The sequence below is a fragment of the Aeromicrobium sp. genome, assembly GCF_014378035.1.
Classification (GTDB): Bacteria; Actinomycetota; Actinomycetes; order Propionibacteriales; family Nocardioidaceae; genus Aeromicrobium.
In genome coordinates this window covers 1-25,152 of record NZ_JACMOM010000372.1, presented here as the reverse complement: position 1 = coordinate 25,152, position 25,152 = coordinate 1, and the positions used below count along the sequence as shown (strand labels likewise).

Here is a 25,152-nt window from a genome sequence, read left to right as displayed (position 1 = left end):
TCACAGCTTGGCGAGAGCATCGACCACGGTGGGTGCGATCGCCGTCAGGGCCTTGCCACGGTGGCTGATGCGGTCCTTCTCCTTCGGCGCAAGCTCGGCGGTCGAGATGTCGTAGCCGTCGGCGGCGAACAGCGGGTCGTAACCGAACCCACCAGCACCCTGCTCGCTGCTCAGCACGCGCCCCGCCATCTCACCGACCTCGCCGACCTCGATTCCGTCGGGCGTGCAAAAGGCCACCGCACACCGGAACTGCGCCGTGCGTCGGTGCTCGGGCACCTCCGACAGCTGGTTCAGCAGCAACGCATTGTTGGCGGCGTCACCGCCGGCGTCCTTGGCCACCCCGGACCACCGGGCCGACAACACCCCCGGCATGCCGTTCAGGGCATCGACGCACAGCCCAGAGTCGTCAGCGAGCGATGGAAGACCTGTCGCAGCGAGACATGCCCGCGCCTTGATCAGTGCATTGCCCTCGAACGTCGGTTCTGTCTCCGCCGGCTCGTCGTAAGTGGGGACGTCGGCAAGGCCGAGCACCTCGATCGTGGGCACCAGTGGGGTGAGGATGCGGCGCAGCTCGGCGAGCTTCTTCGCGTTGTTGGTGGCCAGGACGACCCTCATCGGCACCTCTCTCACCTACCGAGTGCTTCGTTCTGCATACGCGTCAGGTCGGTGCAGCCCTTGCCGGCCAGCTCGAGCAGGGCGTCAAGCTCGGTCTTGTCGAACGGCACGCCCTCGGCGGTGCCCTGCACCTCGATGAACTTGCCGGAGCCCGTCATCACGACGTTCATGTCGGTCTCGGCCCGGACGTCCTCGACGTACGGGAGGTCGAGCAGCGGCACTCCGTCGATGATGCCGACGCTGATGGCCGCGACTGACTCGACGAGGGGTTCACCCACCAACGCACCCTTGGAACGCAGGTGCTCGACGGCGTCCGCCAAGGCGATGTAGGCGCCGGTGATCGCAGCCGTACGGGTGCCGCCGTCGGCCTGCAGCACGTCGCAGTCGATCGTGATCGTGTTCTCGCCCAGCGCCTTGTAGTCAATCGCGGCGCGCAGCGACCTGCCGACCAGGCGCGAGATCTCGTGCGTGCGTCCGCCGATGCGGCCCTTGACGGACTCCCGTGCCGAGCGGTCGTGGGTGGCCTGCGGCAGCATCGCGTACTCGGCCGTCAACCAGCCGAGGCCCGAGCCCTTGCGCCACCGGGGCACACCCTCGCTGGCGCTCGCGGCGCAGAGGACCTTGGTCTTGCCGAACTCGATCAGGCAGGAACCCTGCGCATGGTCGAGCCAGTTGCGGGTGATCGTGACAGGTCGGAGCTGGTCGGCACTACGGCCGTCTTCGCGGGTCATGCCCGCGAGCCTATCTAGCCGACCGTGTAGGTCGATCCTGCGGTCACCAGCTCGTAGGGCCCGTCCCATGTGCTCTTGACGTCGGCCTCGACCATGGCGCGGTCGGTCCAGGCCGGTATGTGAGTGACGAGGAGCCTGCCGACACCACCGCGCGTGGCGTAGTCGCCGGCCTCCGCACCTGTCAGGTGCAGGTTGGGTGGGTTGATCGCGTCCTCGAGGAACGAGGCCTCGCACAGGAACAGGTCGGCCCCCGCGGCGAGGTCGGCGAGTGCCTCGGTCGGCCCTGTGTCGCCGGAGTAGACCAACGAACCTTCCGGGGTCGAGATCCTGATCGCATAGGCCGGCACCGGGTGGTCGACCCGTACCGCCAGCACGGTGAAGGGTCCGACGACAGACTGCCTGCCGTCGAGCCACGGCTCGAACGCGAACTGTTCGTTCATGCCGCAGGGCTCCTCGATGCCGTAGGCCGACGCGAGGAACGTGTCGGCGCCCTCGGGGGCGAGCACAGGGATGCGATCGAGGGGCCCGTCAGGGTTGTACTTGCTGACGACGTAGAACGCCGACATGTCGAAGCAGTGGTCGGCATGTAGGTGCGAGAGCGCGACGGCGTCGATGTCGCTCACGTCGCAGTGGCGCTGAAGCGGACCGAAGGCACCCGAGCCGAGGTCGAGGAGGAGACGGTAGGTGCGTCCCTCGAACGGCGCTTCGAGCAGGTAGCAGCTGGCCGGGGAATCGGGACCTGGGAACGAGCCAGCACACCCGATGACGGTGAGCTTGATGCTCATGTGGTCACCCGTGCAACCCGTGCGGTGGTGAGAAGCCGATCGACGGACTCGATCTCGGGGCCCAGGAACCGACGGCCGAGATCGCGGAACTCCTCGGGGCTGCCCGTCGTGAGGAAGCGGTGGTGTGGCTCGGGCAGCGACCTGTCGCGCTCGAGGCCCTCACGGACGAGCAACGCGTAGACATCCTTGGCGGTCTCCTCGGCACTCGAGACGAGCGTGACACCGTCGCCCATGACGTAGGACAGCACACCGGTGAGGAGCGGGTAGTGCGTGCAGCCGAGCACGAGCGTGTCGATTTCGAGATCGATGAGGGGTTGCAGGTAGCCCTGTGCCGCCGCGATCAGCTCGGGCCCGCTGGTGACGCCCGTCTCGACGAACTCGACGAGTCGGGGGCATGCCTGCGTGTGCAGAGTGATGCCGGGATTGGCAGCGAAGGCATCGTCGTAGGCACGGGACGTGGCGGTCGCCTCGGTGCAGATGACGCCGATCGAGCCGTTGCGGGTGGCGCTGACGGCGCGACGGGTGGCGGGCACGATGACTTCGACGACGGGCACGTCATAGCGCTCGCGGGCGTCACGCAGGACGGCCGCGCTGGCGGAGTTGCAGGCAATGACGAGAACCTTGACCCCCTGGGCCACCAGGTGGTCGAGGCACTCGAGCGCGAATTCGCGGACCTGCGAGATCGGTCGGGGGCCGTACGGCTGTCGGGCGGTGTCACCCAGGTAGAGCACTGGCTCGTGCGGCAGCTGGTCGAGAACGGCTCGGGCGACGGTCAAGCCGCCGAAGCCGGAGTCGAAGATGCCGATGGGAGCGTCAGTCACAACGGAAAAGCCTACGCGGGCGGAGTGTTACGGCAAAGTGAACGGGCCGCAGATCACATGTGAGCCACCTTGCAGTCCGACCGGTAGGCGTTTCAGAGCGGAAGCTTGGGCTGCGGTGGTGCGTGAGCCGGGTCCACCCCGTCGAAGAGTGATGACACCGACTCACCTGCGTGGATGCGGGCGATGGCCTCGGCGAACAGCCTGGCAACCGAACGGACCTGCAGCTCCGGCCAGTCGGCCGGCGGCGGGACCGTGTCGGTCGTGACGACCTCGGTGATCGAGGGGTGGTTGCGCAGACGCTCGACGGCCTTGCCCGTGAACAGCCCGTGGGTGCAGGCTACCGACGCCTCGGTGCATCCTTCCTCGGCGAGCTTGTTCATCAGCTCGACGATCGAGCCGCCCGTGGCGATCTCGTCGTCGAGGACGATCGCCGTGCGGCCCGCCACGTCACCGACGATGGCGTCGATGACGACCTTGTCGTCCGCCTGGCGCTGCTTCGAGCCTGCCGCGACCGGCAACCCGAGCAGACGGGCGAACAAGGAGGCCGTCTTGGCGTTGCCGAGATCGGGCGAGACGACGACGGTGTTGGAGAGGTCGCGACCCCGGTAGTAGTCGGCCAGCTCGCCGATCGCGGTGAGGTGGTCGACCGGGACGCTGAAGAAGCCGTGCACCTGTGGGGCGTGCAGAGTCATCGTGACGACCCGGTCGGCGCCGGCTGTCGTGAGCATGTCGGCCACGAGTCGTCCGCCGATCGAGATGCGCGAGGCGTCCTTCTTGTCGGAGCGCGCGTACGCGTAGTGCGGTATCACCGCGGTGACCGACTCGGCGGAAGCACCCCGGGCCGCGTCGATCATCAGGAGCAGCTCCATGAGGTGGTCCTGCGTCGGCGGGACCAGCGGTTGGATGATGTAGACGTCCTTCTTGCGGCAGTTCGCGAGCAGCTGCACCTGGAGGCAGTCGTTGCTGAAGCGGATCGTGTCAGAGGCCGAGAGCGGCTGGCCAAGCTCCGAACAAATCTGCTCGGCCAGGGGTCGGTGCGCGCTTCCGGAGAAGACGACGATCTGACTCACGGCAGAAGGCTAGCCGACGCGCTGGAGCGGCGCGCAACGTCCGGCCAACTCGGGGTGCGAATGGTGGTGCAGACACGATGGGCTCAGGCCCAGAGCTGACCGTCGAGCTGGTCCTCGGCGTCGTCGAGCGTCCCCTCATAGGCTCCGGTGGAGAGATACTTCCAACCGCCGTCACAGACGATGAAGACGATGTCTGCCGGCTCCCCCTCCTTGACGCACTTGGCGGCCTGGGCGAGGGCCGCGTGCAGGATCGCGCCGGTCGAGATGCCCGCGAAGATGCCCTCGGACGCGATCAGCTCGCGCATGCGGCGGACGGCGTCGCGCGGGCCGACCGAGAAGCGTGCGTCGATGAGCGTCTCGTCGTAGAGCTCGGGGATGAAGCCCTCGTCGAGGTTGCGCAGCCCGTAGACCAGCTCGCCGTAGCGGGGCTCGGCAGCCACGATGCGCACCGACGACTTGTGCTCACGGAAGAACCGACCGACGCCCATCAGCGTTCCGGTGGTGCCCAGACCGGCCACGAAGTGCGTGATCTCGGGCAGGTCGGCGAGCACTTCAGGGCCGGTGCCCTCGTAATGGGCCTGAGCGTTGGCGGGGTTGCCGTACTGGTAGAGCATGACCCAGTCGGGATGCTCTGCCGCGATGCCCTTGGCAACCCGGACGGCCTCGTTCGACCCCCCTGCGGCGGGCGAGGGGATGATCTCGGCACCCCACATCGTGAGCAGCTGGGTGCGCTCGATCGAGGTGTTCTCCGGCATGACACAGATGAGCTTGTAGCCACGTTGGCTGGCCACCATCGCGAGCGAGATGCCGGTGTTGCCGCTGGTGGGCTCGAGGATCGTCGAGCCGGGGTGCAGCAGGCCGTCCTTCTCCGCTTTCACGATCATGGCCAACGCAGCGCGGTCCTTGATCGACCCCGTCGGGTTCTGGTCCTCGAGCTTGGCCCACAGACGAACGTCAGGGCTCGGCGAGAGACGGGGCAGCCCCACGAGGGGCGTGCCGCCGACGGAGTCGATCAGGGAGTCGAAACGCATGCGTGGCCGATCAGGAGTGGTGGGGGGCGCCACCGGCGACGGCCGGCAGGATGACCACGGTGTCACCGTCGGCGACCGCCGTGCCGAGTCCGCCGGTGAAGCGGATGTCCTCGTCGTTGACGTAGATGTTGACGAACCGTCGCGCCTCGCCACTCTCGACCAGACGTTCCTTGATTCCCGCGTGTTCGGCCTCGAGCTTGTCGATCAGCTCGGTCACGTTTGCTCCGCCGCCCGCGACGACACGCTCGCCGTCGGTGTACGTGCGCAGGATGGTGGGGATGCGGACCTCGATGGTCATCAGTCTTCTGCCTTCTGTTGGGTGGACTGCCCGTGCGTATGAGGCTCGATGTTCTGAGCCCCGTCTGTATAAGCCGCCACGAGGCAAACTTCTTCCTCCGAGACCTCCCCATCGACGATGCGATAGGAACGGAAGTCGACCGGGCCGTCGTCGTGGGCACCGTCACGGGTGGACACCAGGACGTAATGGGCGCCTGGTTCACCGGCGAGGTTGATGTCGGTACGAGACGGATATGCCTCGGTGGCGGTGTGCGAGTGGTAGATCACGACCGGCTCCTCGTCGCGGTCGTCCAGGTCGCGGTAGAGCTTCAGCAGGTCGCCGGAGTCGAACTCGTAGAACGTCGGCGACATCGCGGCGTTGAGCATCGGGATGAACCGCAAGGGGACGTCGGAGTCGATCGGGCCGGCAACGACGCCGCACGCCTCGTCGGGGTGGTCACGGCGAGCATGCGCGATGATCGCGTCATGCGTGGCCTGGTCGATGATCAGCACGGCATCAGTTTATCGGCTACTGCGCGAAGGAACCCGCCGTGACCGGTGAGCAAGACCGCGGTCCGGCGCCGAGCTCGTCAGTCGAGGGCTGCGATGAGTGTCTCCTGGACGTGTCCCAGCCAGTCGTAGATGTGGAACGTCGCGACGATGGCCTCGTCGTCGGACTCGGCGACAAGCATGGCGTCCTCGTCGTTCTCGATGCCGAGGCGTACCGCGAGCGACAGCCGGACGTCGGTGAGTGCCCGCAGCCACGACTGGACCTCGGCCTCGTCGAGCTCGACCTCGATGACGTGCTCGTCGTGCGAGGTGTCGCCGAACGTGAGCCCACCGTCGACGAGCGAGCCGATGAGCGCCTCGGCGTGGTGGACCTTGGCGGTGGTCAGAGACTTCTCGGTGAACCGGCGGAACTCACCGGAGTCTTCCTCGTCGTCGCGATACGCGTCGGGCAGCAGCCTGCGCAGCACCGGGTCTTCCGGTGGGACCGACGGGCCGCCCATGCCGAGCTGGGCCGCCAGCGGGTCTGCGTCGGACTCCTCGGCGCCGTTGCGGTCGCGCAGCAGCTCGACGACCTGTCCTGACAGGTTGGCCAACAGGTGCGCCTCGTCGGGCTCGAAGGTGGCGGCGATGCCCCCACGACGGCGACGCTTGAACGGCTTCACGCGTCAGCCCGCTCGAGCGTGGCCCACAGGCCGTACTCGTGCATGGCCTGCACGTGGACCTCCATCTGCTCGCGGCTGCCGCTGGAGACCGTGGCCTTGCCGTCGTGGTGCACCGCAAGCATCAGCTCGTGAGACTTCTCCTCGGTGTAGCCGAAGTAGTTGCGGAACACGTAGGCAACGTACGACATCAGGTTGACCGGGTCGTTCCAGACGATCGTGACCCAAGGATTCTCGAGCTCGACAATCTCAACGACGTCTGGCTCGGCGATCTCGACGGGGGCCGGGGTTGTCACGCCCCCATTGTGTCGCAGCGTCATGCCGAAGCGAAATGGTGCCACCCGCAACGGCCGGCCAGACGTCACCGACGCACGCGCGCCACGGCACCTATCCTGAAGTGGTGAACGCTTCCGCCAGCACGGCACTGCTCACCGATCGCTACGAGCTCACGATGTTGCAGGCGACATTGCGCGACGGAACGGCGCAACGACGCTCCGTCTTCGAGATGTTCGCCCGCCGTCTGTCGGCCGGTCGGCGATACGGGGTCGTCGCCGGAATCGGGCGCATCCTCGACGCGCTCCAGGACTTCCACTTCGGCGAGGACGAGCTGCAGTGGCTCCGTGAGGCAGAAGTCGTCGACGAGGCCACCCTCAGCTGGCTTGCCGACTACCGCTTCGGTGGAAGCGTCTGGGGCTATCCCGACGGCGGGCTCTACTTCCCGCAGTCGCCCGTGCTCATCGTCGAGGGCACCTTCGCCGAGTGCGTGATCCTCGAGACGCTGTTTCTCTCGATCCTCAACCACGACTCAGCCATCGCTTCGGCGGCGACCCGGATGATCAGCGCCGCCGGCGGCCGCCCATGCATCGAGATGGGATCACGCCGTACCCACGAGATCTCCGCTGTCGCCGCCGCACGCTCGGCCTACATCGCCGGGTTCGCCGCGACGTCCAACCTCGAGGCCGGACGGACATACGGCATCCCCACCACGGGCACCAGCGCGCACTCCTACACGTTGCTCCACGACACCGAGAGGGAGGCGTTCGCCGCACAGATCCGGGCCCTCGGACCTGGCACCACCCTGCTGGTCGACACGTACGACATACCCGCCGCGATCCGCACGGCAGTTGACCTCGCGGGTCCCGAGCTCGGCGGTGTGCGCCTCGACTCGGGCGACCTCGTGTCGCTCGCCCGGACAGTTCGCTCGCAGCTCGACGAGCTCGGCGCGACGTCGACCCGCATCACCGTCACGAGTGACCTGGACGAGTTCGCGATCGCCGGTCTGGCGGCCGCGCCTGTCGACGGCTACGGCGTCGGCACCGCGCTGGTGACCGGTTCGGGGGTTCCGACGAGCGGATTCGTCTACAAGCTCGTCGCGCGGGTCGGCGACGACGGCGAGATGATGCCTGTGGCGAAGAAGAGCAAGGACAAGGTCTCGATGGGCGGCCGCAAGCACCCGACGCGCCGGCTCGGGTCGTCAGGTCGTGCGCAGGCGGAAGTCATCGGTATCGGGGAGCCGCCCGCACACGACGGCAACGACCGCCCGCTCCTCGTCGAGCTCGTCCGCGACGGTCAGCGGGCCCACCACGAGACCCTCGACGACGCGCGAGCCAGGCTGCGCGCGGCCCTCGGCGAGCTGCCGCCGTCGGCGATGCAGCTGTCGCGAGGCGAACCGATTCTCGACACGGTGTACGAGGGAGCCTTCTCATGACGAGGGCCCTCATCGTCGTCGACGTGCAGAACGACTTCTGCGAGGGTGGTTCGCTTGCGGTCGCCGGTGGCGCTGCTGTCGCCATCGGTGTCGCTGAGCTGCTGGCATTCGGTTCCCACCAGCTGGTCGTGGCCACGCGCGACCACCACATCGACCCGGGCGACCACTTCTCCGACACCCCCGACTTCATCGACTCGTGGCCTCGGCACTGTGTCGTCGGCACCCCCGGCGAGCAGATGCATGCGCCGCTCGACCCGTCGATGTTTGCCGAGTCGTTCCTCAAGGGTGAGTACACCGCGGCCTACTCGGGGTTCGAGGGGGTGACCGCCTCGGGCATCGGACTGGCCGACTGGCTCCGTGAGCGTGGTGTCGACGAGGTCGACATCTGCGGCATCGCTACTGACCACTGCGTCCGGGCGACGGCCCTTGACGCGGCCCGCGAGGGCTTCTCGGTCCGGGTCATCGCGGGCCTGACCGCAGCGGTGTCGCCCGACAATATCCCCGCGGTGACGGACGAGCTCGGAGCAGCCGGGGTCGTGACTGTCTGAGCCCGTCCGACGTCGATATCCTGACAGCATGAGCGCCGAACATGCAGGTTCCCGACACCTCGAGATCGGCGTCGATGGGACGTCGCGAGACCTGCTTGCCGCCGACGGCCTTCGTCTCGGTCTTGTCGACACCGCCGACGAGGCGGCCTTCGCGGCCTGGACGGAGGCGGAGTCACGTGGTTTCCATTCGGCCGCCGGCACCACCGAGCACGTCGAGCAGCGTCGGGGCTACGCACGCGTGCGCCGCACCACCGGGGTGTGGGACGACAGCGAGGCGAATCCCCTGACTCCGGTGGCCACGACCCAGGTGTGGCCAGCCGAGCTGACGGTGCCGGGGCACAGGTCGTTGCCCGCTTGGGCAATCAGTGGCGTGACGGTCGCACCGACGCACCGCCGCCGCGGCATCGCGAGGGCCGTCATCGAGGCCGAGCTGCGCACGGCTGCGGCGCTCGACCTCCCGCTCGCGATGCTGACGGTGTCGGAGTCCACGATCTATGGCCGGTTCGGTTTCGCCCCGTCGGCCATGGCCTGCGACCTGACGGTCGACACCCGCCGCGCGAGATGGATCGGCCCCGTGGCCGGCGGCCGGGTGCAGTTCGTCAGCCCCCAGCAGCTGCGCGTCGGCGGCCACGAGATCGTCGAGCGGGTGCGCCTGGCGACACCCGGCCAGATCGCCTACGACGGCATCCTCTGGGACCGTCAGCTCGGGCTCATGGTGGGCGACGAGGAGGCCAAGACCCTGCGCTGCGTCCGGTACGACGACGAGTCGGGCATGGCTCAGGGTTTCGCGATCTTCCGCGTCAAGGAGAACGCCGGCGACTTCACCAACCACCACCTCACGCTGCTGCACCTCGTGTCAGCCACCGCCGATGCGTACGCGGGCCTCTGGCGATTCCTCGTGCAGATGGACCTCGTCTCCACGATCACGGCCCACCTGCGCCCGCCCGACGAGCCCCTGCGCTGGATGATCGCCGACCACCGCGCCGTCGGCGTGACTGAGTTCGACCACCTCTGGACCCGCATCCTCGACGTCAAGGCAGCCCTCGAGGCGCGCACGTATGCGACTCCCGGACGCATCGTCGTCGGGGTCGCCGACCCGTTGGGGGCAGCTGCCGGGCTCCACACCGAGGGTGCGTGGGTTCTTGAGGTTGACTCAACCGGATCGGCCGTCGTGACAGCGGTCGGCGAGCCGGTCGACGTCAGCATGTCGATCAACGAGCTCAGCGCGATCCACCTCGGTGGCGTCTCACCGCTCGTGCTGGCCCAGGCCGGCCGGGTCACGGGTGACGCCACGACGCTCGAGGCGATGTTCAGGTCGCCCGTCGCGCCGTGGCTCAGCATCTGGTTCTGACCGGAGCGTCAGCGAACGATCACGCGTGAGACGGTCGATGCCGGACCGGGCCTTGCTCCTCGTGAGGGTCGCGGCCTTGCTCGTCCCCACGCCGAGTGGTCAACCGTCGTTCGCGGCGGCGAACGGCACCATGGCAGCAGCAAGGGCACCGGCAGCGATACCCGCGAGCGCCGGGCGGACCGCCGAGCGAACGAGCAGATTCAGGCGTGACGGCATCGGGGCATCTGGCTGGGGCATGCACCGACCATGTCGGTCTCGTCCCAACGCCAGCCCACCTCACGGTGAACTGGCGGCGGCGAGCAGAGCAATGCTCGCTCAGAGCAGCTCTTTGGCAAGCAGCTCGACGGTGTGCTCGCGACCAGGTGCCGCACGCGGGTCGGTGCCGCGGCGGTCAGACGCGACGGGGTTGATCATCACCTCGTCGACGCCGAACTGCTCGGCCAGCGACCTGATCTGGGCGGCAGCTGACTCGGGTGTGCCGACGACAGCGCGAGCCAGGCTGGATTCGACGATGGCCTGTGCCTGGGGTGCCAACGAGATGGCTTCGGCGTCCTCGACGAGGTCGAGTGCCGTGAGCGGCTGGCCCGTGCGGAGCTTTGCCATCATGTGCAGGTTGGGCAGCATCAGGGCGGCGGCCTCCTCCTCGGTGTCGGCCACCGAGGCATTCACGGTGAGGAAGGTGACGGGCTCCGGTGAGAGGTCGCTGGGCCGGAACTCCGAGCGGTAGACCTCAAGCGCCTCAGCAGTGCCGTGACCCGAGAAGTGGTGGGCGAAGACGTAGGGCAGGCCCTTGGCCGCCGCGAGGTGCGCCGAGTACATCGACGATCCGAGCAGCCACATGCGCGGCTCGCTCGCCGCAGCGGGCGTGGCCTTGAGGATGTACTCCTGACGGGGTATCGCCACACGCACGCCGTCGGCGCCCATCAGGGCGACGACGTCGTCGAGGTACTGCGGGAAGTTCTCGATGTCGGTGTCGTCGCGGCCCGCCGCACCACGCAGGGCCATCGATGTCACGGGGTCGGAGCCGGGGGCGCGACCGATGCCGAGGTCGATGCGGCCGGGAGTGGCCGCCTCGAGCAGGGCGAACTGCTCCGCCACGGCGAGCGGCGCGTGGTTGGGCAGCATGACACCACCGGAACCGAGCCTGATCGTGGAGGTGTGGGCCCCGAGGATCGCGATGAGCACCGGCGGCGATGTCGCGGCAACCGCAGGCATGTTGTGGTGCTCGGCCACCCAGTAACGGGTGTAGCCGACTCGGTCGGCGACCTGCGCGAGCGACACGGTCGCGGCAACGGCATCGCTGGTCGTCTGATCGGTGCGGACAGGAACGAGATCGAGCACAGAAAGTCTCACACGGGGTGCAACGCGACTCCCCCGGCGAAACTTCCCGACCGACGGTGTCAGCGGCCAGGCTCGTGAGCTCGCCGGTGTCGAGGGTGGCTGTCATGACAGCGTCACGACGGTTCGCCCTGCCAGCATGCCTCAGAGCGTCGTCGACAGAAAATCGACGATGTCGTCGAGCGCTCTCTTGGACACCGGAACCACCCCGGGGAGGCTCATGAAACCGTGAATCGCACCGCCGTACTCGGCATAGCGCACCGGCACCCCGTCGGCCACGAGCGCGTCGCGGTAGTGCGCGCCATTGTCCAGGAGCGGGTCGTGCTCAGCCGTGAGGATGAAGGCCTTCGGCAGGTCGGCGTGCGAGGAGGCCCTGATCGGGGAGGCGCGGAAGTCCTCCGTGCCGTACTGCTCGCCGAGGTAGAGCCGCCCGAAGGCGCGCATGCCCTCCGACGTCAGCACCGGCGCCTCGGCGTTGCGGTCCTCCGACGGCCAGCGGTCGTACATCTCGACACCCGGATAGATCAGCACCTGCGCGCGCAGCACCGGGCCACCGGCGTCCCGCGCGAGCAACGCCACGACGGCGGCCAGGTTGCCGCCAGCGCTGTCGCCCATCACCGCGATGCGCTCAGGGTTGATGCCGAGCTCGTCGGCGTGCTCGACCACCCACGCCACGGCATCGCGGCAGTCGTGGAGACCGGCCGGGAAGACGTTTTCGGGGGCGAGCCGGTACGACGGTGAGATCACGACGGCCTTGTTGCGCACCGCGACCCGGCTCGAGAGCCACGCGGACTGCTCGGGGTTGCCTTGCACCCAGCCGCCACCGTGGAAGTTGATGACGCACGGGAGTGGGCCGATGGCACCCTTCGGCCGGTGCACCAGCGCGCGCGAACCAGCTCCGACGGTGATCTCCTCGACCGTCGCCGCCTTGTCGACGCGACCGAAGATCAGGCCTCCGGCAGCCGAGGCCTGCAGCTTCAACCGCTCGGCGCGGAGCTTGGAGTAGTCCTTCGCCTCCTCGACGGGCGTCGCAGTGCGTCGCAGGATTGCGGCGAAGACTCGCGTGCGCAGGGCCATGGCAGTCAACTGAAGTCCTTTCTCGGGTCCTCATCGTCCCGCCGACCTGACGGTGCGAGTCGTGCGTCTCACGTGCGGCGTCAGCCGGATGCCTTGAGGGCCCACACCCGCACGGCGTCGATGCGCGCCTGCAGCTGGGCCGACGAGGCCTGCGCCGCGGCCGGACCGCCGCACTGCTGACGCAGGCGGCTGTGAGTGACCCCGTGCGGCTGCCCCGTGCGGTGGAACCAGGCACCGACAAGGGCGTGCAGCTCTCGGCGGAGCTCACTACGTCGTTCGAACGCCACATCGGCCTCAGCCGGGGCTGTGGCGGCCGACGCGCTCTTCGCCTTCGCCCGCTTGGCCCGAGACGTCCGGAGCAGCTCGGCGACCTGGTCGTGGTCGAGCAGGCCGGGGATGCCGAGGAAGTCGAGCTCGCCGTCATCGTCGGACAGCGAGTCGTACCCGAACTCGCCGCCGTCGTAGACCAGCCGATCGAAGGAGGCGTCGCTGCCCAGCGCGCGGTACTCACCGAGCTGGTCGGAGGCACCCTCGTCCTGCTGTGCCTGGGCGAGGAGCTCTGCCTCGGCGGCGAAGAGATCGGCCTCGTCCTTGACTGGGCGCCCGATGACGTGGTCGCGCTGCGCCTCGAGGTCGGACGCCAGCGCGAGCAGCACGGGCACGCTGGGCACGAAGATCGAGGCGGTCTCACCCTTGCGTCGGGCCCGCACGAATCGACCGACGGCCTGGGCGAAGTAGAGCGGGGTGGCGGTCGTCGTGGCGTAGACACCCACCGAGAGCCGGGGGATGTCGACGCCTTCGCTGACCATGCGCACGGCCACCATCCAGGTCGTCATCCCGGCCGAGAAGTCGGCGATGCGAGCGCTCGAACCGGGCTCGTCCGAGAGCACGACGGTGGGCACCACCCCCGTGATGTCTGCCAGCACCGACGCGTACTGACGTGCGGTGTCCTGGTCGCTCGCGATCACCAGACCGCCGGCGTCAGGGACGTCGCGGCGCACCTCCATCAGGCGCGTGTGCGCCGCCGTGAGCACCGCCGGTATCCATGAGCCCTGCGGGTGCAGTGCGGTGCGGAGCGCCTGAGCCGTGGCAGCCCGGTCGAGTGGTTCGCCGAGCCGCGCCGCGACCTCGTCGCCGGCGCGGGTGCGCCAGTGCATCTGCCCCGAGTAGGCCATGAACAGCACGGGACGGACGACACCGTCCTTCAGCGCATGACCGTAGCCGTACGAGAAGTCGGCGACGCTCGTGACGGTTCCGTCGGTGGCCGGCGCGTACGTGACGAAGGGGATGGGGTTGTCGTCGGACCGAAACGGCGTGCCGGTCAGCGACAGCCGGCGGATGGCCGGCTCACAGGCCTCCTGCACGGCGTCGCCCCACGACAGTGCGTCGGCGGCGTGGTGCACCTCATCGAGGATGACCATCGTCGGGCGGTGCTCGATACGGGCACGGTAGGCGTTGGGGTTGACCGCCAGGCCCGCGTAGGTGACCGCGAAGCCTTGGAAGTCGCTCCCGAGGACGCCCGAACCCGCGAGAGTCGGGTCGAGGATGATGCCGATGCCCGAGGCCGCCAGGGCCCATTGGGTCTTGAGGTGGTCGGTCGGGGTGACGACGACGACACGCTCGACGAGGCCGCGGGCGAGCAGGTCGGCGGCGATCGTCAGAGCAAAGGTCGTCTTGCCTGCGCCGGGCGTGGCCACAGTGAGGAAGTCGCGCGGCTGCGCACGCTGGTAGAGCTCGAACGCCTCACGCTGCCAGACCCGGAGGTGCTGGCTACGCGTCACCCGAAGGGTCTCCGTCGTCGCTGTTCATGCTCTCCCAGATGTCCTTGCACTCGGGGCACACGGGAAACCGTTCTGGATCACGGCTCGGGATCCAGACCTTGCCGCACAGAGCAACGACCGGCTCCCCCATGATCATGGCCTCGGTGAGCTTTTCCTTGGGCACGTAGTGCGAGAACTTCTCGTGGTCACCATCTTCGGTGCGCATGTCGGTGCGCTCGTCGACCACTGTCTCTGAACCTCGCCCGAAGAATGCCACCCCAAGAGTCTAGCGAGTCCGGGTCAGTTGGTGGAGGGGTCGTCGGGGAATGTCGTCCAGAACCTCACATCGTCGTCCTGTCGACGCAGCACCTCACGCCAGAGCGTCTCCGGCTGTGGCGACACCAGGTCGGCGTCGAGCGCGTCGACGCACAGCCAAGCACCTTCCGCGAGCTCGTCCTCGAGCTGCCCGGGTTCCCACCCGGCGTAGCCCGCGAAGACCCTGAGCCCCACGAACTGTCCGTCCCTGGGCAGTGGGCCCTCCAGGTCGACGAGGCCCACCCGTCCGGCCATCTGACGCCAGCCGGTTGCCGGGGCGACATCGGCGATGACTCCCAGCGCAAGGGCGGAGTCCATCGCCACGGGGCCTCCGTCGAAGAGACACACCGGGGCGTTGACGAGACGAGCCCAGTCAGGCAGGACATCGTCGACGTCGGAGTCGAGCGGCCTGTTGACGATGACGCCCAAGGCGCCGTCAGCGTCGTGGTCGAGCATGAACACGACGCTGCGCAGAAACGGCCCCGACTCGATCGCCGGGGTGGCCACCAGGAGGCGGCCCCGCATCGTGTCCATGGTCCCCATGATGCCCCGCAGGCTGCAGCGGCGGCATGCTGCCGCGCCCCCTATGCTTCACCTCATGCCAGCGGATGAGTCAGCGATCGACGAGTTCACCGTCGACGAGCTGGCCTCGCGGGCGCAGATGACTGTGCGCAACGTCCGGGCCTACGCCGGGCGGGGCCTGATCGACGCCCCTCGCCTCGCCGGACGCACCGGCTACTACAACCGCGACCACCTGCAGAGGTTGCAGCTGATCCGCCAGCTGCTCGAGCGGGGGTTCACCCTCGCGGCCGTCGAACAGGCCCTGCAGAACACTCCTCAGACGGCCGCCGGGCACGCCCTCGACCTCATGACGATCCTCGACCAGCCCGACAACGTCGAGACCGAGGTCATGCAGCGCGACGATCTCGCCGCGCTGGCCGGAGTCGACCGCGATTCCCGCTTGATCGACGCTCTCGAGGAGCTCGGACTCGTCGAGCGCAAGGAAGGCGACCAACTGCTGCTGGTCGAGCCCGCTGTCGTTCGGGCGGGTGCTGCCGCAGTCACGATCGGGCTGGCGCCTCAAACCGTCATCGACATGTTCCCGATACTGCAGACGCACTTGCGCACTATCGCCGACACCTTCGTCCGTCAGGTCGTCACCGAGCTCGTCCAACCGTTCGTTGACGCGGGCTACCCCGAGGACGACTGGCCGAGGGTGCTGGGCATCATCGAGAGCCTGCTGCCAGTCGCCAGCCAAGTCACCCTCGGCATCTTTCGCAGCGAGCTGCGCGATGCCATCGACGTCGAGCTGGGCGAGCAGCTCAACGGCCTCGGCGATCACCCCGCTGCTCCGTAGTGCTCCAAGGCGTCCCGACAGGGAAGAACCCTGCCCGGCGCCGCAGGGAGGGAGGGAAAGTGGCGCCGGGCAGGGTTCTGGTCGTGGTGTCGTCAGGCGGCGATCATGCCGCGAAGCCGGGAGATCAGTCCCGTCCGCGTGTTGTCATCGGGCGTGATCGGTTCGGCGTAGACCACGGACTCGCGAGCGGAGTCCTGGATCCGCTGACCGACATCGGTGAGACGAGGGTGGTGGGTCGGCACGCCGGCTGACGCTGCCAGGAACGACAGCTCCTTGGCCTGCGCCTTCTGGAGGGCTGGGTCGGTGCGGTGGGCGTCAAGCAGGGCCCGGGCGCCGGGCATCTCGGCCGCTGCGTTGACCCATGCCGTGACGGCCACCAGCTCGGGGGTCTCGAGGCCTTCTGAGAGAAGACGGTCCATCTGGCCGCTGAGGCGCTGGAACCAGACCATCTGGAGATCGAAGAGAAGCTCGGTCTCGTTCGCGAAGGCGTCGTGGCCTCCGTCGACCGTGTCGAGCAGATCGGTGAGGGACACGTCGCGATGCTGATCAGCGATCGTCAGCATGGCTCGGAGTGTTTCCTTACGACGGTGGTAAGCATTCCAGGTCATGGTGTGCTCCTTTCTGTTCGACGAAGCGAAGGCTACATACCCTCGGTACGTACTCTCAGTATGTTCGCGGCCGATCCGATTGGCAAACCCCTGGTATGTGATTCCCACCACCCGCGCCATCCCGCCTAGACTTGCTGCATGCCAACCCCTGCACGCGTGACGAAGACCGTCTTGCGCACCGCTCGCAAGACCACGCGTCGCCAGGACTATTCCTCCAGCACCAAGGGCGCGCTGCTGGACAACGCGACCGTCCTGTTCACTGATCACGGCTACGCCGGCACCTCGCTCGACGAGGTCGTCGCGGCCGCACGGGTGACCAAGGGCGCGCTCTACCACCACTTCCCGAGCAAGCTGGCCCTGTTCGAGAGCGTCTTCGACCGGGTGCAGGAGCGCACCGTTCGCGACATCGAAAAAGGTCTCACCGTCTCGAAGGACCCGTGGGAGCGTGCGAAGATCGGCCTTGAGAAGTTCCTCGAGGTGTGCCGTGAGCCGCAGTACCGCCGTATCTGCATCCAGGAGGGCCCCGTAGCCCTCGGCCACGAACGGTGGCACGAGGCCGAGAAGGCATCGTCGTTGGGCATCGTGCAGCGAACCGTTGACGACCTGCTCGACGACCTCGGCGGGGCCGACGGGCTCAGCGAGGCGTTCGGCGCGGTGTTCTACGGGGCCATCCGGTCGGCATCGGAGTACGTTGCCGACGCCGATGACCCCGATGCCGCCAGTGAAGAGGTACAGGCAACGATCGGTGCGATCCTGGCCGGCATGCGTCTCCTGCCGACCATCGGCACCTGACTGAGCGACGGATCCGGCAGACCAGACCTACCCGAGGTTGACCGAGCCGCCGTCCTTGGGCACGAGCTCGAGGAACACGTGGCCGGGATCGATCGTGTAGGGCTTGCCGCCAGCGGAGCTGAACGTGATCGACGCGCCGAGGCTCGACTTGTGCCACGTCACCTCGGTGACATCCTTGCCGTGGAAGACGACGGCCCGCCCCCGGCCCTTGAGCTTGGTCTCGGGCACCGGGTTGCCTGCGGGGTCTGTGTAGCCGGCGTCACCAACCTTGCAGAACATCGCGATCATCGTGTCGGCCTTGAAGTCGTGGCCCGGTGAGGCATGACCGTTGGTCCGCTGCCACTTTCCGCTCTTGAGCGCCCACTGCGTGCGGGTCGAGTTCGAGAACGCGACCGTGGCCGACCTGGCCCGCTTCGGCGCACCCGCACCCGCCGTCGGAGCCATGGCCGAGCCCTTCGACGTCCACGGAAGGTAGGGAGCGTGGATCTTGTTGCGCTTCGCCTTCTTGGCGACGGTCTTCAGGTTGATCAGGCGGTTGTACGGACGATCCTTCGCCTGGTCGCTGCTGAACCCCGGCGCGCCGTGATCCTCCGAGAACACCGTGATTCCGGCTTTCTTGACCCGTCCGTAGGTACCGCCCGCCCCACCCGACGCCACGATCTGACCGCCGACCGGTGACGCGATGCCGATGTCGGTGGCACGCATCGATCGCACGTGGCCGACCTTCGAGGGCAGCTGGGAGTAGTAGAAGGCGGCGAGCCTCGTGAGGCCCCCCTCGACGAGCTCTTCGATGACCAGATCGGCCTTGTCGAGGCCGTACTGCGGCGCGCCCGCGTCGGTGTTCTCGACCTTCACGACGAACACGGGGTTGGCCGGGGCCCCCTTGGTGAGCGCTCTGCCGGTCAGCGGAGACATCTGGACGAGCTTCTGGCTGGAGCCCTTGTCGACGTTCGGTCCGGGTGCAGACGTGCCGCCGTCGGAGGAGCAAGCGGTCAGGCTCAAGGCCGCAGCAGAGACGAGGACGAGCAGGCGCATCTTCATGCGGCCCAGCATGCCCCATGGGGTCGACCGGATCGCGCACCGCGTCCGCGTCCGACCCGGTGCTCGTCTGACCTTTACTAGCGCCGCGACCTGCGGAAACCAGCCGCGACCGCGTCGTCCTCGCCGGTGAACCAGATCTGGGCGACGGTCCGGGAGTACGACGAGCCGCCGGGCGGGTGGTAGATCATCGACTTCACGTTGCCCTTGATGACGTGTGCGGGCGAAGGCGCCTCGCCGCCCGGGAGCGGAGCGGCCGATCTGGGGAACGCCCCCGGCGCGATGGTTGGTGCTGCCGTCCTGACTGGTGCCTTCTTCGGAGCTGCCCTCTTCTTCGGAGCTGCTTTCTTTGCCAAGGCCGGCTCCTCTGCCGGGACGCTCTCCTGCGGTGGAGACGTGGGCTCATCGTCAGACCCCGGCGGCTCGGCAACAGCGTCCGGGACCTTCGCCGTCAACGACGTGGCGCGGAACCGCTGCTCCCTCATCAGCCAGCCAAGGGCGAACCCGAGCGCAGAGGCGAGGACGAGCCAGATGATGATCTCCCCGACCGTGAACATCGACACGACTCAAACCGCCTTCACGATCAGTCCGGACGTCACGACGTCGAGCCCGGGCACGGCCGCCGCCACCGACGACTGGACGACCGTGGCAGCAGCACGGCTGCCGACAGTGCCCCCGATCCACAGGGACCCGCTGCCATCGATCTGCAACGTCAGACCCGCGACGTCGACGAGGCGACTGAAAGCCTTCGGGAGCGTGGTCCCCCATGAGGCAGCCCCGACGGAAGCCCGGATCGCGAGGTCTCCGCGCACAGGCACGCCGAATTCCTCCGCCGCGCGAGCCTTGAGCTCAGCAGACACCTCTGCATCAGCCACGGTGCCACTGATCTCGAGGCCGTCGGCCGTTCGTCGCAGGACAAGCGTCGGGACTTTGTCAGCAGGGCTCGGCGCAGGTGGGGCGGGCACCGCCACGTCGCCACCCGGCACGCCGACCCGACGGACGCCACGAAGGTGTGCGACGACCGACTCGGCCCTGACCAGGTCTTGCCGCGTCCCACCTGCGAGCTCGGCCTCGCGACCCTCAAAGCTCACCGCCACCATGTCGAGGCCCGCGGCAGAAAGTGCCTCCGTCGCTGCCGGCTCGAGGTCGGTGGCGACGGAGCGTGACCCCATCAAGGCTCCGATGACGATGACCGTCACGAGCGCCACCCCGGTCAGGGCGACGAGCTCCCTGAGCCTGTCCTCGGTCACGTACCGTCCCCTGTGGTCGACGTCGCGACCGTGCCGATCTGGCCGCGACAAGTGCTCAGGATAGCCGTCCCCACCAGGGGTGCCTGCGCAGTCCCGTGCGAGTGTCGGTGGTGGCTGGGACGATGGACGGATGCCCGGTCCGATCGATCGTTTCGCCCCCGCGACGCGGGAGTGGTTCAACGATTCGTTCGCTGCCCCCACCCCCGCGCAGCTCGGCGCATGGGACGGTGTCGCCGGTGACGATCACGTTCTCGTGGTCGCGCCGACAGGCTCGGGCAAGACGCTGGCGGCGTTCCTCTCCTCCATCGACCGGCTCATGCACGCGGGCGAGTCCGAGGGCACCCGCGTCCTGTACATCTCGCCGCTCAAGGCGCTTGCAGTCGACGTCGAGCGCAACCTGCGGTCGCCGCTCGTCGGCATCACGCAGGCGGCAGCGCGGCGCGGCGACACCTTCCGCGAGGTCACGGTCGGCGTCCGTTCAGGCGACACCACACAGCGCGACCGTCGCACCCTCGTGACCCACCCGCCCGACATCCTCATCACGACGCCCGAGTCGCTCTTCCTCATGCTCACGTCGGCCGCGCGCGAGACCTTGCGCACCGTCGACACCGTCATCATCGACGAGATTCATGCGGTCGCGGGCACCAAGCGCGGCGCCCACCTGGCATTGTCGCTCGAACGGCTTGACGCCCTGATGGAGTCGCCCGCCCGGCGCATCGGCCTGAGTGCCACCGTCAGGCCCCACGAGGAGGTCGCGCGGTTTCTTGCGGGCTCCTCACCCGTGCAGATCGTCGCGCCGCTGGCCGAGACCCGGCTGCGGCTCGAGGTCGCGGTCCCGGTGGAAGACATGACCAAGCTGCCGGCGGTCAAGCGCGAGGAGGGAAGTGGCGCCCGGTCGGTCGAAGCGGGCCCGGCCGCGGCGGCAGCCGACGACCAACCCCGGGGCAGCATCTGGCCCCATGTCGAGGAGGCCGTCATGGAGCGGGTCCTCCAGCATCGGTCCACGATCATCTTCGTCAACTCCCGCGGCGTGGCCGAACGACTCACGGCTCGGCTCAACGAGGCCTACGCCGAGCGCATCGGCGCCGATGCCGACGCTTCCCCTGCCACCGCGCCGCGCGCACCTGCGCAGATCGGTGGCTCCCACAACCAGACCACCGGTGCCGAGCCGGTGCTTGCCCGAGCCCATCACGGATCAGTCAGCAAGGACCAGCGCGCCATCATCGAGGACGAGCTCAAGACCGGTCGGCTGCGATGCGTCGTAGCCACGTCGAGCCTCGAGCTCGGCATCGACATGGGCGCCGTCGACCTGGTCATCCAGGTCTCCACCCCTCCATCGGTGGCCAGCGGGCTGCAACGGGTGGGCCGGGCTGGTCACCAGGTCGGTGAGATCTCCGAGGGAGTCATGTACCCGACGTCCCGGCAAGACCTCCTCGGGGCCGCCGTCACCACGTCCCGCATGCAGCAAGGGCTCATCGAGCGGCTCGACATCCCGTCCAACCCGCTCGACATCCTGGCGCAACAGACCGTCGCCGCCACGGCTCTTGAGGCGCTCGACGTCGAGGAGTGGTTCGACATCGTCCGTCGCAGCGCACCGTTCGCCTCGCTCCCCCGCTCCGCCTACGACGCGACGCTCGACCTGCTGTCGGGCCGCTACCCGTCCGATGAGTTCGCCGAGCTCCGCCCCCGTCTGGTGTGGGACCGCGACGCCGGCACCATCACCGGTCGCCCCGGGGCCCAGCGGCTCGCCGTCACGAGCGGAGGCACGATCCCCGACCGGGGCATGTTCTCCGTGACGTTGGCTGCGGGCACCGAGGAGACTGGCAGCCGCAAGGTCGGAGAGCTCGACGAGGAGATGGTCTACGAGTCGCGCATCAACGACGTCTTCGCCCTCGGCGCCACCAGCTGGCGCATCCAGGAGATCACCCATGATCGCGTCGTCGTCACCCCGGCGTTCGGCCAGCCCGCCCGTCTCCCGTTCTGGCGGGGCGACGCCGTCGGCCGGCCCTACGAGCTCGGCGAGGCAATCGGCGCATTCGTGCGCGAGGTATCCACGCTGACACCGGCGGCGCTTGCCGACCGCGCCGAGTCGCTCGGCCTCGACCGACGGGCGTCTGACAACCTCGCCGCCTACCTGCGCGACCAGCGCGAGGCCACGGGTCAGGTGCCATCTGACCGCACGCTGGTGGTCGAGCGCTTCCGCGACGAGCTCGGCGACTGGCGGGTCGTGCTGCACTCCCCCTTCGGCCGTCGCGTCCACGCGCCGTGGGCTCTCGCAGTGGCGGCCCGCATCATCGAACGCTTCGGCATGGACGGCTCTGTGGTGGCCAGCGACGACGGCATCGTGGCCCGCATCCCCGACACCGAGGCCGAGCCGCCCGGTGCCGAGCTGTTCGTCTTCGAGGCCGACGAGCTCGATGCCGTCGTCACCGAGGAGGTCGGCGGATCGGCACTGTTCGCGTCGCGATTCCGCGAGTGCGCTTCCCGCGCGCTGCTGCTGCCGCGCCGCAACCCGGGTTCGCGCGCTCCGCTGTGGCAGCAGCGCCAACGCGCCGCCCAGCTGCTCGTCGTCGCCCGCAAGTACCCCTCGTTCCCCATCCTCCTCGAGACGGCCCGCGAGTGCCTGCAGGACGTCTACGACCTGCCGGCCCTCACAGCCCTCGCGCGCAAGCTGGCCTCCCGCGAGATCCAGATCGCGGAGGTCACCACCGAGCGCGCGTCGCCGTTCGCGCAGACATTGTTGTTCGGCTACGTCGCGGCCTTCCTCTACGAGGGCGACACCCCTCTCGCCGAGCGCAGGGCGTCGGCCCTCACGCTCGACCCCGCGCTGCTCGCCGAGCTGCTGGGTCGGGCAGAGCTGCGTGAGCTCCTCGACCCCGAGGTGCTCGAGCGCACCGAGCTCGAGCTGCAGCGGCTCAGCGACGATCGGCTGGCCAAGGACGTCGAAGGGGTGGCCGACCTGATGCGCATCCTCGGCCCGTTGTCGCTCGAGGAGGTGCAGGCCCGGCTGCAACCCGACGCCCGACATGAGGCCCAGGCCTGGCTCACCGAGCTGCAGGTGGCCCGGCGAGCCATCGAGGTGTCCGTCGCCGGCCAACAGCGGTGGGCCGTGGTCGAGGATGCAGCCCGCCTCCGTGAGGCCCTCGGCATCGTCCTTCCGCTCGGCATCCCCGAGGCCCACCTGCAGCCCACCAACGATCCGCTCCTCGACCTCATCTCGCGGTTCACCCGCACCCACGGACCCTTCACGACAGAGGAGACCGCAACACGCTTCGGCCTCGGCACGGCCGTCGCGCTCCAGGTGCTCCGGCGGCTCAGCCGCGACGGTCGCCTCACCGAAGGAGAGTTCCGCCCGCAGGCCACCGGCACCGAGTGGGTCGAGCCCGGTGTCCTGCGACGCATCCGATCACGATCACTCGCCGCGGCGCGTCAGCAGGTCGAGCCCGTCGACCCCACGACCTACGCACGATTCCTGCCGTCGTGGCAGAACGTCGGCGGTTCGCTGAGGGGCGCCGACGGAGTGCTCACCGTCATCGACCAACTCGTCGGCCTCGCCCTCCCAGCATCAGCCTGGGAGTCGCTCGTGCTGCCGGCGCGGGTTCGCGACTACTCTCCCGGCATGCTCGACGAGCTCACGTCGGCGGGCGAGATCGTCTGGACAGGTGCGGGTGCGCTGCCCGGCAACGACGGCTGGGTACAGCTGCATCCGGCCGACCTCGTGCTCCCGCAGCGCACCGCCGTCGAGCCCGACACGCTGCATGCCGAGATCGCCTCGGCGCTCGAGGGGGGCGGGGCGTTCCTCTTCCGCCAGCTCGCGCAGGCGTTGCCCGAGGGTTCGGCCGGCCGCGACAACGACAGCGTGCTCGCCCAGTCGTTGTGGGACCTCGTCTGGTCGGGCCACGTCAGCAACGACACCTTCGCGCCCATCCGCACGATGGTCGGGCGAGGCGGGGCCCACCGCACGACGAGGCCAGCACCCCGCGCCCGCATCCACGGCCGGCGCACCCGCTCGCCACGGGTCGCCCTGCAAGGGCCGCCCACCGTCAGCGGCCGGTGGTTCGCCCTGCCCGACAGCCTGCCCGACCTCACGAGCCTGCAGCTGGCTCGCACCGAGGCACTGCTGGGGCGCTACGGCGTCGTCACCCGCGGGTCCGTCATGGCCGAGCAGACGCCCGGCGGGTTCGCGGCCATCTACCGGGTCCTGCGCGAGCTCGAGCAGACCGGCGCATGCCTGCGCGGCTACTACATCGAGACCCTCGGCGCAGCCCAGTTCGCTGCCCCGGCCACGGTCGATCGCATGCGCGGGCACTCCACCGACCCCGAGGACGACCGCGTCGCCGACGTCAAGGCGCTGACGCTGGCCGCGACCGACCCCGCCAACCCGTTCGGCGCGGCGCTGCCGTGGCCCGAGCGAAGCGCAGACGAGGCCACCCGCCACCGGCCCGCCCGCAAGGCCGGCTCGCTCGTGGTCATCCACGACGGCCGCCTGGTGCTCTACCTCGAGCGAGGCGGCAAGAAGGTGCTGGTGTTCAACGACGACCCCGTCCGGTTGGCGGCCGCCGCGGCATCCTTGGCCGCCACCGTGCGCGGCAAGCGCATCAGCCGGCTCACGATCGAGACCGCGACGGGCCAGCCGGTGGCGTCCTCGCCGTTGGGCGATGCACTCGTCGAAGCGGGGTTCGAGCGCGTCGTCAAGGGTCTGAGACTCGATGCCTGAGGGCGACACCGTCTGGCGGACGGCGCACCACCTGCACGAGGTTCTCGCCGGTCGCCAGCTGACCCGCACCGACTTCCGCGTGCCGGCGTTCGCCACCGTCGACCTCCGCGGGGAGCTGGTCGACGAGGTCGTGAGCCACGGCAAGCACCTGCTGATCCGCACAGCTACGCACTCCATCCACTCGCACCTCAAGATGGAGGGGGCATGGCACGTCTACCGACTCGGGTCCCCGTGGCGCCGGCCCGGGCACTCGGCACGAGCGGTGCTCGAGAACGACGAGTGGCAGACGGTCGGCTACTCGCTCGGCATCCTCGAGGTGCTCGCGCGAGCCGACGAGCCGTCCGCCGTCGGCTACCTCGGCCCCGATCTCCTGGGACCGCACTGGGATCTTGACGAAGCGGTGCGCCGGGTCACTGCCGACCCCGACCGACCCGTGTTCCTCGCGCTCCTCGACCAGCGCAACCTCGCCGGCTTCGGCAACGAGTACGTCAACGAGCTGCTGTTCCTGATGGGCCTTCTGCCCACGCGTCCCGTCGGCCGGGTCGGCGACATTCGTCGAGTCATCCAGCGGGGGCAGCGCATGCTCGACGTCAACAAGGCGCGCGTCGAACGCTCGTTCACGGGCAGCACCCGCACCGGTGAGGACCGATGGGTCTACAACCGCGAGCGAGCTCGCTGCCGCCGGTGCAAGAACCGGCTGCTCAGCGGCAAGCTCGGCGACCGTCCCACCACCGAGCGCGACACGTTCTGGTGCCCGCACTGCCAGACCTGAGCAAGGCCGCGCTACCAGCTCGT

27 protein-coding genes are annotated in these 25,152 nt (G+C 68.8%); 7 read left to right on the top strand and 20 right to left on the bottom strand.

The window, feature by feature from the left end; translation table 11 throughout:
- The 10 genes from rdgB to clpS all read right to left on the bottom strand — a co-directional run bounded on the left by rdgB (position 1) and on the right by clpS (position 6,794).
- Positions 1 to 615, bottom strand: coding sequence for an RdgB/HAM1 family non-canonical purine NTP pyrophosphatase (rdgB, locus tag H7290_RS19565; RefSeq protein WP_290515695.1), 615 nt, complete (start codon positions 613 to 615; stop codon positions 1 to 3).
- Positions 616 to 626: 11 nt separating this feature from the next.
- Positions 627 to 1,346 (bottom strand): ribonuclease PH, encoded by a 720-nt coding sequence (gene rph, locus H7290_RS19560; RefSeq protein WP_290515694.1) that lies wholly within the window; start codon positions 1,344 to 1,346, stop codon positions 627 to 629.
- A gap of 14 nt (positions 1,347 to 1,360) precedes the next feature.
- Positions 1,361 to 2,131 carry an MBL fold metallo-hydrolase gene (locus H7290_RS19555; protein WP_290515693.1) on the bottom strand — a complete coding sequence of 257 codons (771 nt, stop codon included), beginning with the start codon at positions 2,129 to 2,131 and terminating at the stop codon, positions 1,361 to 1,363.
- Positions 2,128 to 2,952, bottom strand: coding sequence for a glutamate racemase (gene murI / locus H7290_RS19550; protein ID WP_290515692.1), 825 nt, complete (start codon positions 2,950 to 2,952; stop codon positions 2,128 to 2,130). Before murI ends, H7290_RS19555 begins: the two co-directional genes overlap by 4 nt.
- Before the next feature lie 92 nt (positions 2,953 to 3,044).
- Entirely contained in the window at positions 3,045 to 4,022 is a 978-nt protein-coding gene (locus H7290_RS19545; RefSeq protein WP_290515691.1) for a ribose-phosphate pyrophosphokinase, read from the bottom strand.
- 83 nt (positions 4,023 to 4,105) lie between these two features.
- Positions 4,106 to 5,053 carry a PLP-dependent cysteine synthase family protein gene (locus H7290_RS19540; RefSeq protein WP_290515690.1) on the bottom strand — a complete coding sequence of 316 codons (948 nt, stop codon included), beginning with the start codon at positions 5,051 to 5,053 and terminating at the stop codon, positions 4,106 to 4,108.
- A gap of 10 nt (positions 5,054 to 5,063) precedes the next feature.
- Positions 5,064 to 5,351: a MoaD/ThiS family protein gene (locus H7290_RS19535; RefSeq protein WP_290515689.1), complete on the bottom strand. Its 288-nt coding sequence runs from the start codon at positions 5,349 to 5,351 to the stop codon at positions 5,064 to 5,066.
- Positions 5,351 to 5,842, bottom strand: coding sequence for a M67 family metallopeptidase (locus tag H7290_RS19530; RefSeq protein ID WP_290515688.1), 492 nt, complete (start codon positions 5,840 to 5,842; stop codon positions 5,351 to 5,353). Before H7290_RS19530 ends, H7290_RS19535 begins: the two co-directional genes overlap by 1 nt.
- A 77-nt stretch (positions 5,843 to 5,919) precedes the next feature.
- A complete protein-coding gene (locus H7290_RS19525) occupies positions 5,920 to 6,501 on the bottom strand; it encodes a DUF2017 domain-containing protein (protein WP_290515687.1) in 582 nt (193 codons plus the stop codon).
- Positions 6,498 to 6,794, bottom strand: a complete 297-nt coding sequence (gene clpS / locus H7290_RS19520) for an ATP-dependent Clp protease adapter ClpS (RefSeq protein ID WP_290515686.1) — start codon at positions 6,792 to 6,794, stop codon at positions 6,498 to 6,500. Before clpS ends, H7290_RS19525 begins: the two co-directional genes overlap by 4 nt.
- A gap of 101 nt (positions 6,795 to 6,895) precedes the next feature.
- Between clpS and H7290_RS19515 the strand changes: the two genes are divergently transcribed.
- Genes H7290_RS19515 through H7290_RS19505 form a run of 3 tightly spaced genes read left to right on the top strand, consistent with a single transcriptional unit; the run spans position 6,896 to position 10,105 of the window.
- Complete coding sequence (locus H7290_RS19515) at positions 6,896 to 8,206, top strand: nicotinate phosphoribosyltransferase (protein WP_290515685.1); 1,311 nt, start codon at positions 6,896 to 6,898, stop codon at positions 8,204 to 8,206.
- Complete coding sequence (locus tag H7290_RS19510; RefSeq protein WP_290515684.1) at positions 8,203 to 8,754, top strand: isochorismatase family protein; 552 nt, start codon at positions 8,203 to 8,205, stop codon at positions 8,752 to 8,754. Before H7290_RS19515 ends, H7290_RS19510 begins: the two co-directional genes overlap by 4 nt.
- 28 nt (positions 8,755 to 8,782) lie before the next feature.
- The gene (locus H7290_RS19505) at positions 8,783 to 10,105 is read left to right on the top strand and encodes a GNAT family N-acetyltransferase (RefSeq protein WP_290515683.1); all 1,323 of its coding nucleotides are present in this window, start codon (positions 8,783 to 8,785) and stop codon (positions 10,103 to 10,105) included.
- 99 nt (positions 10,106 to 10,204) lie between these two features.
- Here H7290_RS19505 and H7290_RS19500 read toward each other — a convergent pair whose 3' ends face one another.
- The 6 genes from H7290_RS19500 to H7290_RS19475 all read right to left on the bottom strand — a co-directional run bounded on the left by H7290_RS19500 (position 10,205) and on the right by H7290_RS19475 (position 15,129).
- Positions 10,205 to 10,342: a hypothetical protein gene (locus H7290_RS19500; RefSeq protein ID WP_290515682.1), complete on the bottom strand. Its 138-nt coding sequence runs from the start codon at positions 10,340 to 10,342 to the stop codon at positions 10,205 to 10,207.
- A 78-nt stretch (positions 10,343 to 10,420) separates the two neighbouring features.
- On the bottom strand, positions 10,421 to 11,446 hold the full coding sequence (locus tag H7290_RS19495) for an LLM class flavin-dependent oxidoreductase (protein WP_290515681.1): 1,026 nt from the start codon (positions 11,444 to 11,446) through the stop codon (positions 10,421 to 10,423).
- 141 nt (positions 11,447 to 11,587) lie between these two features.
- Entirely contained in the window at positions 11,588 to 12,520 is a 933-nt protein-coding gene (locus tag H7290_RS19490; RefSeq protein WP_290515719.1) for an alpha/beta hydrolase, read from the bottom strand.
- An 80-nt stretch (positions 12,521 to 12,600) separates the two neighbouring features.
- Positions 12,601 to 14,301, bottom strand: a complete 1,701-nt coding sequence (locus tag H7290_RS19485) for a DEAD/DEAH box helicase (protein WP_290515680.1) — start codon at positions 14,299 to 14,301, stop codon at positions 12,601 to 12,603.
- Positions 14,291 to 14,506 (bottom strand): DUF3039 domain-containing protein, encoded by a 216-nt coding sequence (locus tag H7290_RS19480; RefSeq protein ID WP_290515718.1) that lies wholly within the window; start codon positions 14,504 to 14,506, stop codon positions 14,291 to 14,293. The genes H7290_RS19485 and H7290_RS19480 overlap by 11 nt, the downstream gene beginning before the upstream one ends.
- Positions 14,507 to 14,580: 74 nt before the next feature.
- Complete coding sequence (locus H7290_RS19475; protein WP_290515679.1) at positions 14,581 to 15,129, bottom strand: YqgE/AlgH family protein; 549 nt, start codon at positions 15,127 to 15,129, stop codon at positions 14,581 to 14,583.
- Between the two features lie 64 nt (positions 15,130 to 15,193).
- Here H7290_RS19475 and H7290_RS19470 point away from each other — a divergent pair, with 64 nt between their 5' ends.
- Positions 15,194 to 15,952 (top strand): MerR family transcriptional regulator, encoded by a 759-nt coding sequence (locus tag H7290_RS19470; RefSeq protein WP_290515678.1) that lies wholly within the window; start codon positions 15,194 to 15,196, stop codon positions 15,950 to 15,952.
- A gap of 92 nt (positions 15,953 to 16,044) precedes the next feature.
- Here the strand turns inward: H7290_RS19470 and H7290_RS19465 are convergent, their stop codons facing one another.
- Positions 16,045 to 16,560: a hypothetical protein gene (locus H7290_RS19465; RefSeq protein ID WP_290515677.1), complete on the bottom strand. Its 516-nt coding sequence runs from the start codon at positions 16,558 to 16,560 to the stop codon at positions 16,045 to 16,047.
- 138 nt (positions 16,561 to 16,698) lie between these two features.
- Between H7290_RS19465 and H7290_RS19460 the strand changes: the two genes are divergently transcribed.
- Positions 16,699 to 17,352 (top strand): TetR/AcrR family transcriptional regulator, encoded by a 654-nt coding sequence (locus tag H7290_RS19460; RefSeq protein WP_290515676.1) that lies wholly within the window; start codon positions 16,699 to 16,701, stop codon positions 17,350 to 17,352.
- Between the two features lie 27 nt (positions 17,353 to 17,379).
- Here H7290_RS19460 and H7290_RS19455 read toward each other — a convergent pair whose 3' ends face one another.
- From H7290_RS19455 to H7290_RS19445, 3 genes are all read right to left on the bottom strand, one after another.
- Complete coding sequence (locus H7290_RS19455) at positions 17,380 to 18,393, bottom strand: DUF3048 domain-containing protein (protein ID WP_290515675.1); 1,014 nt, start codon at positions 18,391 to 18,393, stop codon at positions 17,380 to 17,382.
- Positions 18,394 to 18,470: 77 nt separating this feature from the next.
- Entirely contained in the window at positions 18,471 to 18,947 is a 477-nt protein-coding gene (locus tag H7290_RS19450) for a hypothetical protein (protein ID WP_290515674.1), read from the bottom strand.
- A 9-nt stretch (positions 18,948 to 18,956) separates the two neighbouring features.
- Entirely contained in the window at positions 18,957 to 19,640 is a 684-nt protein-coding gene (locus tag H7290_RS19445) for a hypothetical protein (protein WP_290515673.1), read from the bottom strand.
- A 130-nt stretch (positions 19,641 to 19,770) separates the two neighbouring features.
- On the opposite strand from H7290_RS19445, the gene H7290_RS19440 reads away from it, so the two are divergent.
- Together H7290_RS19440 and H7290_RS19435 are read left to right on the top strand one after the other, a co-directional pair.
- Positions 19,771 to 24,357, top strand: a complete 4,587-nt coding sequence (locus tag H7290_RS19440; RefSeq protein ID WP_290515672.1) for an ATP-dependent helicase — start codon at positions 19,771 to 19,773, stop codon at positions 24,355 to 24,357.
- Positions 24,350 to 25,129, top strand: coding sequence for a DNA-formamidopyrimidine glycosylase family protein (locus H7290_RS19435; protein ID WP_290515671.1), 780 nt, complete (start codon positions 24,350 to 24,352; stop codon positions 25,127 to 25,129). Before H7290_RS19440 ends, H7290_RS19435 begins: the two co-directional genes overlap by 8 nt.
- The last annotated feature ends 23 nt before the right edge of the window (positions 25,130 to 25,152 follow it).

Bases quoted from the DNA above. Each gene is read 5' to 3' on its own strand.
- rdgB (WP_290515695.1), bottom strand. From the start codon at position 615: ATGAGGGTCGTCCTGGCCACCAACAACGCGAAGAAGCTCGCCGAGCTG.
- rph (WP_290515694.1), bottom strand. From the start codon at position 1,346: ATGACCCGCGAAGACGGCCGTAGTGCCGACCAGCTCCGACCTGTCACG.
- H7290_RS19555 (WP_290515693.1), bottom strand. From the start codon at position 2,131: ATGAGCATCAAGCTCACCGTCATCGGGTGTGCTGGCTCGTTCCCAGGT.
- H7290_RS19540 (WP_290515690.1), bottom strand. From the start codon at position 5,053: ATGCGTTTCGACTCCCTGATCGACTCCGTCGGCGGCACGCCCCTCGTG.
- H7290_RS19535 (WP_290515689.1), bottom strand. From the start codon at position 5,351: ATGACCATCGAGGTCCGCATCCCCACCATCCTGCGCACGTACACCGAC.
- H7290_RS19510 (WP_290515684.1), top strand. From the start codon at position 8,203: ATGACGAGGGCCCTCATCGTCGTCGACGTGCAGAACGACTTCTGCGAG.
- H7290_RS19505 (WP_290515683.1), top strand. From the start codon at position 8,783: ATGAGCGCCGAACATGCAGGTTCCCGACACCTCGAGATCGGCGTCGAT.
- H7290_RS19500 (WP_290515682.1), bottom strand. From the start codon at position 10,342: ATGCCCCAGCCAGATGCCCCGATGCCGTCACGCCTGAATCTGCTCGTT.
- H7290_RS19490 (WP_290515719.1), bottom strand. From the start codon at position 12,520: ATGGCCCTGCGCACGCGAGTCTTCGCCGCAATCCTGCGACGCACTGCG.
- H7290_RS19480 (WP_290515718.1), bottom strand. From the start codon at position 14,506: ATGCGCACCGAAGATGGTGACCACGAGAAGTTCTCGCACTACGTGCCC.
- H7290_RS19475 (WP_290515679.1), bottom strand. From the start codon at position 15,129: ATGGACACGATGCGGGGCCGCCTCCTGGTGGCCACCCCGGCGATCGAG.
- H7290_RS19470 (WP_290515678.1), top strand. From the start codon at position 15,194: ATGCCAGCGGATGAGTCAGCGATCGACGAGTTCACCGTCGACGAGCTG.
- H7290_RS19465 (WP_290515677.1), bottom strand. From the start codon at position 16,560: ATGACCTGGAATGCTTACCACCGTCGTAAGGAAACACTCCGAGCCATG.
- H7290_RS19460 (WP_290515676.1), top strand. From the start codon at position 16,699: ATGCCAACCCCTGCACGCGTGACGAAGACCGTCTTGCGCACCGCTCGC.
- H7290_RS19455 (WP_290515675.1), bottom strand. From the start codon at position 18,393: ATGAAGATGCGCCTGCTCGTCCTCGTCTCTGCTGCGGCCTTGAGCCTG.
- H7290_RS19450 (WP_290515674.1), bottom strand. From the start codon at position 18,947: ATGTTCACGGTCGGGGAGATCATCATCTGGCTCGTCCTCGCCTCTGCG.
- H7290_RS19440 (WP_290515672.1), top strand. From the start codon at position 19,771: ATGCCCGGTCCGATCGATCGTTTCGCCCCCGCGACGCGGGAGTGGTTC.
- H7290_RS19435 (WP_290515671.1), top strand. From the start codon at position 24,350: ATGCCTGAGGGCGACACCGTCTGGCGGACGGCGCACCACCTGCACGAG.